The organism is Neorhizobium sp. AL 9.2.2 (assembly GCF_013317225.1).
GTDB lineage: Bacteria > Pseudomonadota > Alphaproteobacteria > Rhizobiales > Rhizobiaceae > Neorhizobium > Neorhizobium soli.
Window position 1 is genome coordinate 1,214,414 of record NZ_JAALXU010000003.1, and the last position, 13,604, is coordinate 1,228,017.

The window sequence follows — 13,604 nt, forward strand, 5'->3', positions numbered from 1 at the left end:
CTCCCACTGCGGTCAATGACCTCAACCTGCAGGTTGCCGGCATGACAGCCTGTTCAGTGGACCGACTGGCCGTCGTCTTCTTCAAGGAAGCTCTTGATGCCGTCGCGCTCGGCGGTGGCAAGGAATTCTTCCCAGGCGTCCTTGTCGGTCGCGAACGTCTCTTCCCAGCTGGTCACGACTTCCGTCTGGCTGATGACCTCGAGCGTCCAGTCGCCATTGGTATCGGCCGGGCGATAGATATCGACGAGCACGGTGACGCCATCGTCTTCGAACTCACCGGCGAATTCTGAATGTTCGAGTTTGGGCTGTTTCGTCATCGGTGAAGAACCTTCGTTTTCGTGCTGTCTTTAGAGAGACGCCAGCTCAACACGCCGGCCCTTGTTCGGTTGCATGGCCGGCATATTTGCCGAATGCGCTTTCCCTTATAGCAAAGCGAAAATTCACGCCAGCCGTACGGCTGTGCAGAAATCGGGCTAGGATTGTCGGCCGAATTGGTGGACAAAGGACGCCTATCGATGACCGAAGGAATTTTTTCGATGCGCGCTACCGTGATCCCTGCCCCCAAGCCCGTGCTTCTTGATGTCGAGGGCGAGACCGAACAGTTTCCGGTGCGCCGGGTTTATTGCGTCGGCCGCAACTATGCGGACCACGCCATCGAAATGGGCCATGATCCGTCACGCGAGCCGCCCTTCTTCTTTCAGAAGAATGCCGACAATCTCTATCATGGCGACACGTTTCCATACCCGCCAGTCTCTTCCGATGTGCATTTCGAAGTCGAGTTGGTGATGGCGCTTTCCGATGGCGGCGCAGACATTCCGGTCGAAGAGGCCCTGTCCAAGGTCTATGGCTACGGGATCGGCATCGACTTCACGCGGCGCGATGTGCAGGACAAGGCAAAGAAGATGAGCCGGCCGTGGGAATCGGCAAAGGCGTTCGAGCATTCGGCGCCCGTCTCCGCGCTCGTCCCGGCCGCAAAGATCGGACATCCGCAGGAAGGTGCGATCTGGCTCGAGGTCAATGGCGAGCGCAAGCAGTCCGGCAACCTCAACCAGATGATCTGGAAGCTGCCGGAAATCATCGCCGAACTGTCGAAGCTCTTCGTGCTTGCGCCCGGTGACGTGATCATGACCGGGACGCCGGCCGGCGTCGGTCCGATCGTCAAGGGCGACACGATCACCTGCAGCGCCGAGGGTGTCGGCGAACTCTCTCTCACGGTGGTCTGAAGCACGAACCGGAGGTCAACAGATGCCGATCTACGCGCTTGGTGAATTCCAGCCTAAACTCCCCTCCGCCGACCGCTTCTGGATCGCGCCGGATGCGAACGTGATTGGCAAGGTGGAACTGGGCGAGGATGTCGGCATCTGGTTCGGCGTGACGCTTCGCGGCGACAACGAGCCGATCACCGTCGGCGCGCGGTCGAACATTCAGGAGGGCGTGATGGTGCATACCGATCCCGCCTACCCCGTCGTGATCGGCTCGGACTGCACGATCGGCCACCATGCGATCGTGCATGGCTGCATCATCGGCGATAATTCGCTTGTCGGGATGGGTGCTACCATTCTGAACGGCGCAAGGATCGGCCGCAACTGCCTGGTGGGCGCGAATGCGCTTGTGACCGAGGGGAAGGAATTCCCCGACAATTCACTGATCGTCGGCTCGCCTGCCAAGGCGATCCGTACGCTGGATGATGACGCTGTCGAACGGCTGCGGCAATCTGCGGCGCGCTATGTGGAAAACTGGAAACGGTTTTCCCGCGATCTCAGGCCGGTGTGACTACGCGGCACATTTCTCGCAGATGCCGCGGATCTCGATCGTCGTCTTTGATGGCTTGAAGCCTTTGCTGGACGCCCAGTCGGTGAGGTGGTGATCGACCTCGTGATCGTGGAATTCCAGCACCTGGCTGCAGCTTTCGCAGATCGCGAAGGCAACCGTACCGTGGCCATGACCCTTGCCGCAGCACGCGCTTTCCCGGTGCGCGCAGGCGACAAAGGCGTTGAGGCTTTCGAGCCGGTGGACCATGCCGAATTCAGTCAGCTTGTCGAGCGCACGGTAAACCTGAAGCGGTGCACGGAAGCCGTGGTCGCGCAGTTTGTCGAGGATCGTGTAGGCGCTGAGCGGCCCATCGGCACGGTCAAGTGCCTCAAACACCAGAGACTGGTTCTTGGTCAGGGCCGGATTGACGATCGGGGCGTTCATCCGCGCACTCCTTTATTGGTTGCCCGCTCATTCGTTTTGCGGCCGAAGGCGGGAAGCAAACTCATGATGAAAAGTAGGAGTGCGGCCACCACGATGGAAGGGCCGGACGGCGTATCATAGGTCAAAGAGCCGAATAGACCGCCGACGACAGCTGCAGCACCGATCAGCGAGGCGAAGACCGCCATCCATTCCGGGCTTGCCGAAAAGCGTCTGGCGGTCGCTGCAGGAATGATCAGTAGCGAGGTGATCAGCATGATGCCGACGATCTTCATGGCGATCGCGATGACCAGCGCCATCAGAAGCATGAAGAACAGTTTTGCCTGAGCCGGCCGCATGCCTTCGGCTTCCGCCACGTCTTCACTCACCGTCGAAGCGATCAGCGGGCGCCAGAGGAATGCGAGCGCTGCGATCACGACGATCCCGCCACCCCAGATCAGTGCAATATCGGATGGCGTGACCGCCAGGATGTCGCCGAACAGGAAGGCGATCAGATCGATCCGAACCCAGGTCATGAAGGCAACGAGGACAAGGCCGATCGCCAGAGCCGAATGGGAGAGGATTCCGAGCAGCGCATCCGCAGACAGCGACTGGCGACGCTGAAGGAGGAGCAGCAGGCCGGAGACGAGGACGGCGACGCCGAACACCGACAGAAGAAGATTGACCTCGAAAAACAGCGACAGCGCCACGCCGAGCAGCGCCGAATGGGCCATCGTGTCGCCGAAATAGGCCATGCGGCGCCAGACGACGAAACAGCCGAGCGGTCCGGCTGTCAGCGCCACGCCGACGCCGGCGATCATTGCGCGAGTGAAGAAGTCGTCAAGCATGGGGCTTGCCCTCGCCGTGATGGTGGTGGGCGTGGTCGCCATCGTGGCGATGGTCGTGAGCACCATCGTGATGGTGCTCGTGGTCACCATGGTCGTGGTCGTGCCCGGCAGCAGGCTCGTGATGATGGCCGTCCTCGGGGTGGCAATGATCCGTGATCGAGCCGTCGCGGTGCTGGACCCGGCCGTCCGGCAGGTGGGTATGGTCGTGATTGTGGCTATAGACTGCGAGCGCACGGCCATTGGCGCCAAACAGCTTGGCATAGTCAGAACTCTGGCTGACCACTTCCGGCGTGCCACGGCAGCAGATATGACCGTTGAGGCAGATCACCGTGTCGGTCCCCGCCATCACCATGTGCAGATCATGCGAAATCATCAGGATGCCGCAACCCGTCGTGGTGCGGATCTTGCGGATCAGATCGTAGAGCGCTGCCTCGCCAGCGAAATCGACGCCCTGCACCGGCTCGTCCAGCACCAGCAGGTCCGGCTTGCGTGCCAAGGCGCGGGCCAGCAGCGCGCGCTGGAATTCGCCGCCCGACAGGTGCCGGACTTCGGCGTCTGCAAGATGCGCGATGCCGGTCGCTTCGAGCGCTGCGATCGTATCCTGATCGGAAATCGAGCTCGTCAGCCGCATCAGGCGACGAACCGAAAGCGGCATCGTCCAGTCGATCGAAAGCTTTTGCGGCACATAGCCGATGCGCAGGTCGCGGCTACGGGTAACGGCACCCTCGTCTGCCTTCAGGACACCAATCGCCATCTTGGCGGTCGTCGACTTGCCGGCGCCATTGGGTCCGATCAGCGTCACCACTTCGCCGCGGGCAATCGACAGATCGACGCCGCGCACCAGCCAGCGATTATCCCGGAAAATGCCGGCATTCGACAGCGATACGAGTTTCGCTGCGGCCTTTGCATGATCTCCAAGCGGCAGGTCGGCCCGGTTTCTCATCAGCATGGTCGTCTAAAAATCCTGTTGTCAGGCCTCTTGCAGACCCTCATGGCACACGTTATAGCATAACGCAATTGATGTAATAACATTACGTCATTTCACAAGGAGCTATCCGATGAAATTTGCCGCAACCCTCCTCCTCTCATGCTCGGCCCTGATGACCGCATCGAACGCATTTGCCGATGCACCCAGCGTCGTGGTCTCGATCAAGCCGATCCATTCGCTGGTCGCCTCGGTCATGAAAGGCGTGGGCGAGCCGAAGCTGATCGTCGAGGGCGCGGCCTCCCCGCATACCTACAACATGCGCCCATCCAACGCGTCGGCCCTGCAGAAAGCCGACCTGATCTTCTGGGTCGGCCATGGCATGGAAGCGTTTTTGGAAAAGCCGCTTGAGGCGCTCGGCGCCAAGGCTGCCGTGGTAAGCCTGGAAGACGCGCCGGGCCTGACCAAACTGAAGTTCCGCGAGGGCGGTGTGTTCGAGCCGGAAGCCGAAGAGGAAGGCCATGATCACGGACATAGTCACGGCAGCGAGGATCACGCAGCCGGCGCGGAGGACGACGGCGACCACGACCATGACGGCAATGACGTGCATCTATGGCTCGACCCGATGAATGCCAAGGCGATGGCGCAGGAGATCGAAAAGGCGCTGGTGCAGGCCGACCCGGAAAACGCGACGACATATCAGGCGAATGGCGCAGACCTGATGAAGAGGCTCGATGCACTCGATACGGAACTGAAGACCACGCTCGAGCCGGTCAAGGACAAGCCGTTTATCGTCTTCCACGATGCCTATCAGTATTTCGAGAACCGCTACGGCGTGAAGGTTGCGGGCTCGATCACGGTGAGCCCCGAATCCATTCCCGGCGCAGAGCGCGTGAAGGAAATCCACCAGAAGGTGGAGGAGCTTGGCGCCACCTGCGTGTTTGCGGAGCCTCAGTTCGAGCCGAAGCTGGTGAAAGTCGTGACGGAAGGAAGCAAGGCGCGTTCCGGCGTTCTTGATCCGGAAGCCGGCGCACTGACCGAGGGGCCTGATCTCTACTTCGAGTTGATGCGCGGCCTCGCAACGTCGTTGAAGACCTGCCTCTCGCAGGCTTCCTGATCTTCAAGACATTCGCGGTGCTGCGACCTGCAGTGCCGCGTGTTGAGAGAAACAGGTGGGGGACGTCGAACACTCGACGTCCCCCAACTCAATTTATCGGCCGGAAATGATGCTTGCGATCACGCCACTGGTGATGCCGACGAGCAGGAAGTCGTTATCCACCTTCACCCAACGCTGACCGCGCGGCGGGGCCGACAGGCGGTAGCGGCGATAATCGCGGACTTCCGCCATATGGCGGCGCTCAGCGGCCGACATGCGATGACCCCGCACCCAGCGCTTCTTGGTGACGACGACTTTCTTCTTTTCGATGACGACATGCTTGCCGGCCGGGCGGTGATGCTCCGGACCCTTGCGCCAATCCTGCGCCTGCGCCGTGGAGGCGATCGGCGCGACCAGAACGGTAGCGGCGAGCATGGCAATGATGAACTTCTTCATGGTTGTTTCCTCGTATTGAACACACGAGAGAATTAGAGCCCAACCGATGAACGCGATATGAATGCAAGATTAAACTTACGTAATGATCCTAGTGCCTTGGCGTCATATCTTATCGCAGGAAGTTAAGCGCTACGGGAGCTTCTCATACGATTGGCTCGTATACGAAGTCGTCGAAATCAGCGGCTTTCGCACGACCTGAGGTATCGAAGGCGAACACGCCCACGAATGCGCCGGTGAAGGAGCCATGCTCACCGCGACCACCTTCGTCTGAGATGACAGAGGCATCCAGCTTCGGCCCGATCGGTTCCCAGTCATTCGCTCCACCGGCGCGCCAGAAGAACTGGAGATCATTGTCATGGACCTCGATCGCCAGATGCACCGGTCCATCCGGCACCGGCACGCCGCTTCCGGCTGGCCAGACGAGCTTTGCATGCGGGAAGTCACCGGGGCATGACAACACCGTTACGACGCGGCCAAGCTTCTCGTGCAGCGTGACGGCAACGGCATGCAGCTTGTGGCGATTGTAGTAATGGGTAAGGCCTGCCACCTGCTGATAGGTATCGGGCGAGAAATTGACCACCGTCTCGGCCCTGAAGCGATGGTGCTCCTGCCTGCGGGCGACCAGAGCCTGCTCGAACCAGGAACCGATGCTCTCGCGGCCGATCAGGCGCAGATGGCCCGGACGTTCCGTCAGGCTGAAGATCCGCTCGGGCTCCGGTGTGCGCAGCCACTGGAATTCGCTCGGCAGCACTTCCGTGTCAAACCCGTGCGCGATACGGCCAACGTCCTGTGCCGCCTCGGCGCTGTTCAACACAGGGACGTCGACGGCGGGAACCACGCCGCCATGTTCGAGATAGAGCCAGTCGTCCTTCCAGACGCATTTCTGCAATGCCGTCTCGCGGCCGAGCGGTGAGCGGCGATGCGGTTCGATCGGTCTGCTGCAGAGGTGGGTGTGATAGACCTCTCCTTCCGGCGTCTCCACATACTGCCCATGGCCGGACCGCTGCAGCTCCGCCTCCGGTGCATCCTTGGACGTGATCAGATGGTTATCGGGATGTAGCTCGTAAGGGCCGCCGATCGTCTTCGACCGGGCCATCGTCACAGCGTGATTATAGCCTGTGCCGCCTTCTGCCGTCGTCAGATAGTACCAGCCATTGCGCTTGAAGAGATGCGGGCCTTCGACAAGGCCGAGAGCGCTGCCCGGAAAGATATTGCTGATGGGACCCGTCAACGTCTTCGTCTCGGCGTCCCATTCCTGCATGAGGATGCCATCGAACGCGGGCGATTTCGGCGCGCCACCAAAGCTCTCGGTCCGGTGGTTCCACTGCATGTTCAGGAACCACTTTCGCCCGTCGTCGTCCTGAAACAGCGACGGATCGAAGCCGGAGGAATTGACATAGATCGGGTCCGACCATTCACCTTCAATTGTCGGCGATATGACGATGTAGTTGTGAGCGTCCTTGAAGCTGCCGTCGAACCGTTTCACGTCGGTATAGACCAGCCAGAACAATCCGTCCGCATAGGAGAGGCACGGCGCCCAGACGCCGCAGCTGTCGGGATTGCCGCGCATGTCGAGCTGGCTTTTCCGCTCCAGAGGCCGCCGCACGAGCGTCCAGTTCACGAGGTCGCGGGAGTGGTGGATCTGAACGCCCGGATACCACTCGAATGTGGAGGTCGCGATATAATAGTCCTCGCCGACACGGCAGATCGATGGATCGGGATTGAAACCTGGCAGGATCGGATTGCGGATCATGGATTTCCTCCGGTGGTCGTAAAGTCTCAGGGCGCAGACTGCTCTCTCCTCAGTCTGCACCCGTGTCTCCCGCTGTGGGGAGGTTCACTTGCGGGCGGGACCCTCGCGTTCGGCCGACGCTGCCCAGAGGTTGATATCGGCCTCCTTGGCGTAACCGTCGATCTCGGCCAGTTCAGCTGCCGTGAATTCCGGGTTCTCGAGCGCCTTGACGCAATCCTCGACCTGTTCCGGACGGCTGGCGCCGATCAGCGCCGTGGTCACGCGGCCGCCGCGCAGAACCCACGCAAGCGCCATCTGCGCCAGCGTCTGGCCTCGCCTTTCGGCAATCGCATTCAGACCCTTCAGGTTCTCGACATTCTTGTCGTTGAGGAAGGCCGGGCGCAGCGACTTGCCCTGGGCGGCACGGCTGTCTTCTGGAATGCCGCCCAGATATTTCGATGTGAGCATGCCCTGGGCCAGCGGCGAAAACACGATCGAGCCGACGCCGAGATCGTCCAGCGTGTCGAGCAGACCGTCTTCCTCGACCCAGCGATTGATCATTGAATAGCTCGGCTGGTGGATGAGAACAGGCGTGCCCAGAGCCTTCAGGATCGCCGTAGCTTCCCGCGTGCGCTGCGAATTGTAGGACGAGAGGCCGACATAGAGCGCCCTGCCCGAGCGAACGATGTGATCCAGCGCGCCGCAGGTCTCTTCCAGTGGCGTATCCGGATCGAAGCGGTGGGAATAGAAGATATCGACATAGTCGAGACCCATGCGCTTCAGGCTCTGGTCGCAGGACGCGATCAGGTACTTGCGGCTGCCCCATTCGCCATAGGGGCCGGGCCACATGTTGTAGCCGGCTTTCGACGAGATGATCAGTTCATCGCGCAGCCCGTGAAACTCATCGCGCAGGATCTGGCCGAAGGCCGTTTCGGCGCTGCCAGCCTTCGGGCCGTAATTGTTGGCGAGATCGAAATGGGTGATGCCGAGATCGAAGGCTTTTCTGCAGATATCAACCTTGCGCTGGTGCGGCGTGTCGTCACCGAAATTGTGCCACAGGCCGAGCGAGATCGCCGGAAGTTTGAGGCCGGACCGGCCGCAGCGATTGTATTTCATGGTGTCGTAGCGGTTTTCCGCCGGGTGCCAAGCCATCTTTGAAAAATCCTCCGAATGAAAAACGGCGCCGACCTCTTCTTCGGCGCCGTGCACGTCATAGAGTATCAGACAAGAAGCGCCAGCGCTTCATCGATGCCGAGCGCGGCCGGTTGAGTGCAGGTCGTTGTGGTCGCAACGAAATTGCCCTCTTCCCCGGATTTGAGGATCGACGTCATCACGTCGACGCCGTGCAGCGCCCGGTCGATCGAGCAGCGAATGTCGCGCCCCTCGATCAGTGCCATTGCCATGTCAGCCAGTCCTGCGGTGCGATAATTGGCGCGCGGGCCGTTCGTCGGATGCTCCTGGTTGTTTTTGCTGAAAGGATGATCCCAGTCCTTGAGCGGCTGGATATCCTTGTCGCGGCCGCTGGCTTCCACCACGCCACCGAAGAAGTTCGGGTCGGGGACGTAGATCGAGCCCTCCGTGCCGTAGAGTTCCATATTGGCATGGCGATGCGACCAGACATCCCAGCTGGCCGACAGGGTGATCGTTGCGCCTGCCGCAAACTCGAGCAGCGCGTGGATATTGGTCGGGGTCTCGACAGGGATGCTCTGGCCCTTCAGAGGCTCGCTGGTGATCGTGCGCGTCGGATTGGCCATCGACGTCAATGCCGCGACCCGTTTGACGGGGCCGAGGAAGTTGACGAGGTTGGCGATGTAGTACGGCCCGAGATCAAGGATCGGACCTCCGCCGTTGAGAAAGAAGAAGCCGGGGTTCGGGTGCCACATTTCCATGCCCGGACTCATGACATGGCATGTACCCGACGTGATGCGTCCCACGCCGCCGTCATCGATGAATTTTCGGGCCAGCTGGTGTGCGCCGCCCAAAAAAGTGTCCGGCGCACAACCGATCGCCAGCCCCTTTTCCCGTCCAAGCGCCTGCAACTGCTTTCCCTCTTCCAGCGTGATGGTCAGTGGCTTTTCGGAATAGACGTGCTTGCCGGCATCGAGAATGGCCTTCGAGACCTCGAAATGCGCGGCCGGGATCGTCAGGTTGACGATCACGTCCAGCTCGTCATTGGCGAGCAGCTCCGGAATGGTCTGCGCCTTCACGCCGTATTCTGTTGCCCGCTGCCGCGCCGCCTCCGGATTGAGGTCGGCGCAGGCCAGAACCTTGATCCCCTTAAACAGCGGAGACAGCGCGAAATAGGTCATGGAAATGTTGCCGCATCCGATGATGCCGACGCCAAGTTCCTTGGTCATGGGAAACTCCGATCCAATATCTGAATTCAGTAGGTCTTGAAGGCGGCCATCGAACGGGACGCGAGCCGCTCGATATCCTTCGGGTTGTCGTGCTCCAGCACGAAGTGCTTGGCGGGTGTCTTCTTCAGTGCCGCGATCAGTTCCTTCCACGGAACGGTGCCATGGCCGACGTCGGCCCATCCGTCTTCATCCGTGTTCTCGCCCGCTGGCGCGATGTCCTTGACGTGAACCGCCGAGATCTTCTTGCCGTAGCTTTCGATCCAGGTGAACGGATCGGCACCGCCACGGACGACCCAGGCAATATCCGCTTCCCAGCTCAGATCAGGGCCGCCGGCAAAGATCTGTTCCTGTGGCGTGGAGCCATCAGGCAGCTGCTTGAACTCGAAATCGTGGTTGTGCCAACCGAATGTATAGCCGGCGTCCTGATAGCATTTTCCGGCTTCCTGCAGGCGCTGACCGAAGGCAAACCAGCCTTCCGCATCCGTGGGTCTCTGATCGGCTGCGAGGTGGGGGCAATAGATGGCACTGATGCCGAGCGTCTTTGCGATCAGCAGTGCCTGCTCAGGCTCCTGTTCGAGGAGGTCGAGACCGAAATGGCCTGTGGGCATCGTGAGTTCGTTGGCGTCGAGATCTGCACGAAACTTTTGCAGACCCGCTTCATCCAGGGTCCCGTAGAGACCGCCATAGCCCTCGACCTCACGGTAGCCGTGACTGGCCACGAGTTTCAGGACATCGGATAGCGGCGGAAAATTGCGGGCGCTGTAAAGCTGGAAACCGAGCGTCGTCATGTCATTCTCCTTGAAATGAAACTTTGGTCCGCGGAAAGCGAGAATACCGCCCCACGGCCGGTCACCCTCTTGGGGAGAGGTGAACTATTGAAAAGCTGCGGATCAGATCCGCTCCTCTGTCGCCGCGTCAAACAGCGACGCCATGGTCATGTCGAAACCCAGCCGGACCTTCGATCCGACAGCGTAACGACGGGCCCCGCCGACGCGAACGGACAGCGTGTGAGCGGCGAGTTTCAGCCAGATGAGATTGTCTGCACCCATCGGCTCCTCGATATCGACGATCGCCTCATGGACTTCCTCACCGGCGATATCGGCATCGACCTTGATATGCTCCGGACGGACGCCGAGGACGACCTTGCGCCCGGGCGTTAACGGTTCAGACGCGCTGTAACCGTCGAGCAGGAAGCTGACGCCGTTTGTCTTGAACACAGGACGGCCGCCCTCTTCCGCCAGCTCGCCATCCAGGAAATTCATCGAGGGTGAACCGATGAAGCCCGCGACGAACTTGTTCTTCGGTCGGTTGTAGATTGTGACCGGGTCGGCAAGCTGCTGGATGACACCGCTCTTCATGATGGCGATGCGGTCGGCCAGCGTCAGTGCCTCGATCTGGTCATGGGTCACGTAGATCATCGTGTTCTTGAGCTGCTGATGCAGCCGCTTGATCTCGACACGCAGCTCGGATCTGAGCTTTGCGTCCAGGTTGGAAAGCGGTTCGTCGAACAGGAACACGTCGACATCGCGCACCAGGGCACGGCCGATTGCGACACGCTGCCGCTGGCCGCCGGAAAGAGCTGCCGGCTTTCGCTGCAGAAGCGGTTCAATCTGCAGGATCGCCGAAGCACGCGCGACGCGTTTGGCGATGTCTTCCTTCGGCAGTCCGGCAACCCGCAGGCCGAAGGACAGGTTCTTTTCGACCGTCATCTGCGGGTAAAGCGCATAGGACTGGAACACCATGCCGATGCCGCGATCCTTGGGTTCCTCCCAGGTGACGTTGCGGCCCTTGATGAAGATCTGGCCATCGGTCGGCTCCAGCAGGCCGGCGATGCAGTTGAGGAGCGTCGATTTCCCGCAGCCGGAGGAGCCGAGCAGAACAAGGAATTCACCATCGTGAATGTCGAGGTTCAGGTCTTCGAGAACCGTGACCGCCCCGAAGGACAGCGACAGGTCGCGGATCGAGACGCTGTGCTCGCCGGATACGGTGGAGGGTTCGGGCAACGAGGTTGCACCTGGGGGAAATGCGTTGGTGTGTGGTGTCTGGACGGAAAGATCGGTCATGGGGTCATCCCTTCACTGCGCCAGCGGCGATGCCGCGGACGAAAAGGCGGCCGGATACGAAATAGACGATGAGAGGAACGGCACCGGTCAGGAGCGTTGCCGCCATATTGACGTTGTATTCCTTCACCCCCTGCACGGAGTTGACGATGTTGTTGAGCTGAACCGTCATCGGGTAGCTGTCGGGCCGCGTAAAGACGACGCCGAACAGGAAGTCGTTCCAGATGCCGGTGACCTGCAGGATCATCGCCACCACGAAGATCGGGAGTGCCATGGGCAACATGATGCGCCCGTAGATCTGCCAGAAACCGGCCCCATCGATGCGCGCCGCCTTAAAAAGTTCTTCCGGCAGCGAGGTGAAATAGTTGCGGAACAGAAGCGTCAGGATCGGCATGCCGAAGATGGTATGGACGATGATGAGCCCGGTCAGGGTTCCGTAGATCCCGATCTCACGCAGGATGATGACGATCGGATAGATCATGACCTGGTAGGGGATGAAGGCTCCGATGATCAGGATGGAGAAGAACAGCTCCGACCCTTTGAAGCGCCAGTTGGCGAGCGAGTAGCCGCTGACCGAGGCGATGAAGATCGAGACCACCACAGATGGCAAAAGGATGCGGACGGAGTTCCAGAAGCCGCGTGACAAGCCGTCGCAATTGAGGCCGGTGCAGGCTTCTGCCCATGCCTTTACCCAGGGCTCGAACGTGATCTCCATGGGCGGCGAGAAGACGTTGCCCATGCGTATCTCGGGCATGCCCTTTAGCGATGTCACGACCATCACGTAAAGCGGCAGAAGGTAGTAAAGCGCCGCAAGGCCGAGCGTGCCGTAGAGAATGATGTTGCGGCGTGAGAGCCTGCGCTTTGGTTTGCGACCGCTCGGGCCCTCTAAGGCGCGTGACGGCGTTGTCGCCAGTACGGTAGCATCTGTGACGACGGTCGATGTGGTGTCGAAAGTGGAAACGTTAGCCACGCTTGCGCCCTCCGAATTCGAGATAAGCCCATGGGACAATGATGATGGCGACGGTCAGCAGCATCATGGTCGATGCGGCAAAGCCCTGGCCAAGGTTCTGCGCCTGAAACATGTAGTCGTAGACGTATTTCGCGGGCACTTCGGACGCGTTGCCGGGTCCGCCTGAGGTCTGCGCCACGACGAGGTCGTAGAGTTTGACGATGCCGCTCGCGATGATGACCAGCGTGGTGATGAAGACCGGACGCATCATCGGGATGACGATGAAGATGTAGGTGCGCCACATGGGGATGCCGTCGACGCGTGATGCCTTCCAGATATCCTCGTCGATGCCGCGAAGCCCTGCCAGCATCAGGCACATGACGAGCCCCGTGCCCTGCCACAGCCCGGCAATCACGATGCCGTAGATGACGATGTCGGGGTCGTAGACCGGATTGAACTCGAATGTTTCCCAGCCGAGCGAACGTACGATGTGCTGGATGCCGAATTCGGGGTTCAAGATCCACTGCCAGACGAGACCGGTGACGATGAACGAGAGCGCGAACGGATAGAGAAAGATCGTCCGGAAAACGTTTTCGAAGCGGATCTTCTGGTCCATCAGCGCGGCGAGCACGAAGCCGACAACGAGGCTGAAGATCAGCGACAGGATGCCGTAGATCGCGAGATTCTGGATCGAGATCAGCCAACGCGCCGAGCCCCACAGGCGCTCGTATTGATCAAGCCCGACGAATGTTGCCCGCGGCAGCAGTCTCGAATTGGTGAATGAGTAAATGACGGTCCATACGGAACCGCCGAGGAAAATCACCAGCGCGACGAAGATCATCGGAAGGGAGGCAATTTTCGAGTTCAGGTTGCGAAAAAGCTGGTTTGGTCTGGCAGATTGATGGGTTTTCGCCATGTGTTGTCCTCGATCGGCTGCAGCGTGAAGGCCGCAGGTTTCCGGGCCGGCCCCGCGGTGATGCGGGGCCGGTCAAGGTCAGCGATTTGAAGC

At 60.3% G+C, this 13,604-nt stretch carries 15 protein-coding genes; 3 read left to right on the top strand and 12 right to left on the bottom strand.

Annotation, left to right across the window (positions count from 1 at the left end; genetic code table 11):
• Nucleotides 1-53: 53 nt before the first annotated feature.
• Entirely contained in the window at nt 54-317 is a 264-nt protein-coding gene (locus tag G6K99_RS12470; protein ID WP_062457099.1) for a hypothetical protein, read from the bottom strand.
• A gap of 219 nt (nt 318-536) precedes the next feature.
• Between G6K99_RS12470 and G6K99_RS12475 the strand changes: the two genes are divergently transcribed.
• Both G6K99_RS12475 and G6K99_RS12480 read left to right on the top strand, forming a co-directional pair.
• Entirely contained in the window at nt 537-1,223 is a 687-nt protein-coding gene (locus G6K99_RS12475; RefSeq protein WP_174196841.1) for a fumarylacetoacetate hydrolase family protein, read from the top strand.
• A gap of 22 nt (nt 1,224-1,245) precedes the next feature.
• Entirely contained in the window at nt 1,246-1,773 is a 528-nt protein-coding gene (locus G6K99_RS12480; RefSeq protein ID WP_174196687.1) for a gamma carbonic anhydrase family protein, read from the top strand.
• Here G6K99_RS12480 and G6K99_RS12485 read toward each other — a convergent pair whose 3' ends face one another.
• Genes G6K99_RS12485 through G6K99_RS12495 form a run of 3 tightly spaced genes read right to left on the bottom strand, consistent with a single transcriptional unit; the run spans nt 1,774 to nt 3,963 of the window.
• On the bottom strand, nt 1,774-2,196 hold the full coding sequence (locus tag G6K99_RS12485) for a Fur family transcriptional regulator (protein ID WP_180215487.1): 423 nt from the start codon (nt 2,194-2,196) through the stop codon (nt 1,774-1,776).
• Nucleotides 2,193-3,020 (bottom strand): zinc ABC transporter permease subunit ZnuB, encoded by an 828-nt coding sequence (gene znuB / locus G6K99_RS12490; RefSeq protein WP_174196688.1) that lies wholly within the window; start codon nt 3,018-3,020, stop codon nt 2,193-2,195. The genes G6K99_RS12485 and znuB overlap by 4 nt, the downstream gene beginning before the upstream one ends.
• The gene (locus G6K99_RS12495) at nt 3,013-3,963 is read right to left on the bottom strand and encodes an ATP-binding cassette domain-containing protein (RefSeq protein WP_371816188.1); all 951 of its coding nucleotides are present in this window, start codon (nt 3,961-3,963) and stop codon (nt 3,013-3,015) included. Before G6K99_RS12495 ends, znuB begins: the two co-directional genes overlap by 8 nt.
• Before the next feature lie 115 nt (nt 3,964-4,078).
• On the opposite strand from G6K99_RS12495, the gene znuA reads away from it, so the two are divergent.
• Nucleotides 4,079-5,062, top strand: a complete 984-nt coding sequence (znuA, locus tag G6K99_RS12500) for a zinc ABC transporter substrate-binding protein ZnuA (RefSeq protein WP_113112168.1) — start codon at nt 4,079-4,081, stop codon at nt 5,060-5,062.
• Between the two features lie 93 nt (nt 5,063-5,155).
• Here the strand turns inward: znuA and G6K99_RS12505 are convergent, their stop codons facing one another.
• From G6K99_RS12505 to G6K99_RS12540, 8 genes are all read right to left on the bottom strand, one after another.
• Nucleotides 5,156-5,497, bottom strand: a complete 342-nt coding sequence (locus G6K99_RS12505) for an RcnB family protein (RefSeq protein WP_062457117.1) — start codon at nt 5,495-5,497, stop codon at nt 5,156-5,158.
• 142 nt (nt 5,498-5,639) lie between these two features.
• Entirely contained in the window at nt 5,640-7,250 is a 1,611-nt protein-coding gene (locus G6K99_RS12510; protein ID WP_174196690.1) for a glycoside hydrolase family 43 protein, read from the bottom strand.
• Between the two features lie 84 nt (nt 7,251-7,334).
• Entirely contained in the window at nt 7,335-8,381 is a 1,047-nt protein-coding gene (gene mgrA, locus G6K99_RS12515; RefSeq protein WP_174196691.1) for an L-glyceraldehyde 3-phosphate reductase, read from the bottom strand.
• 68 nt (nt 8,382-8,449) lie between these two features.
• Entirely contained in the window at nt 8,450-9,586 is a 1,137-nt protein-coding gene (locus tag G6K99_RS12520) for a Gfo/Idh/MocA family protein (protein ID WP_174196692.1), read from the bottom strand.
• 26 nt (nt 9,587-9,612) lie between these two features.
• Nucleotides 9,613-10,374 carry a sugar phosphate isomerase/epimerase gene (locus G6K99_RS12525; RefSeq protein WP_174196693.1) on the bottom strand — a complete coding sequence of 254 codons (762 nt, stop codon included), beginning with the start codon at nt 10,372-10,374 and terminating at the stop codon, nt 9,613-9,615.
• Nucleotides 10,375-10,476: 102 nt separating this feature from the next.
• Complete coding sequence (locus G6K99_RS12530; protein WP_174196694.1) at nt 10,477-11,649, bottom strand: ABC transporter ATP-binding protein; 1,173 nt, start codon at nt 11,647-11,649, stop codon at nt 10,477-10,479.
• A gap of 4 nt (nt 11,650-11,653) precedes the next feature.
• On the bottom strand, nt 11,654-12,616 hold the full coding sequence (locus tag G6K99_RS12535) for an ABC transporter permease subunit (protein WP_174196695.1): 963 nt from the start codon (nt 12,614-12,616) through the stop codon (nt 11,654-11,656).
• Nucleotides 12,609-13,511 (bottom strand): carbohydrate ABC transporter permease, encoded by a 903-nt coding sequence (locus G6K99_RS12540; protein WP_174196696.1) that lies wholly within the window; start codon nt 13,509-13,511, stop codon nt 12,609-12,611. Before G6K99_RS12540 ends, G6K99_RS12535 begins: the two co-directional genes overlap by 8 nt.
• Between the last annotated feature and the right edge of the window lie 93 nt (nt 13,512-13,604).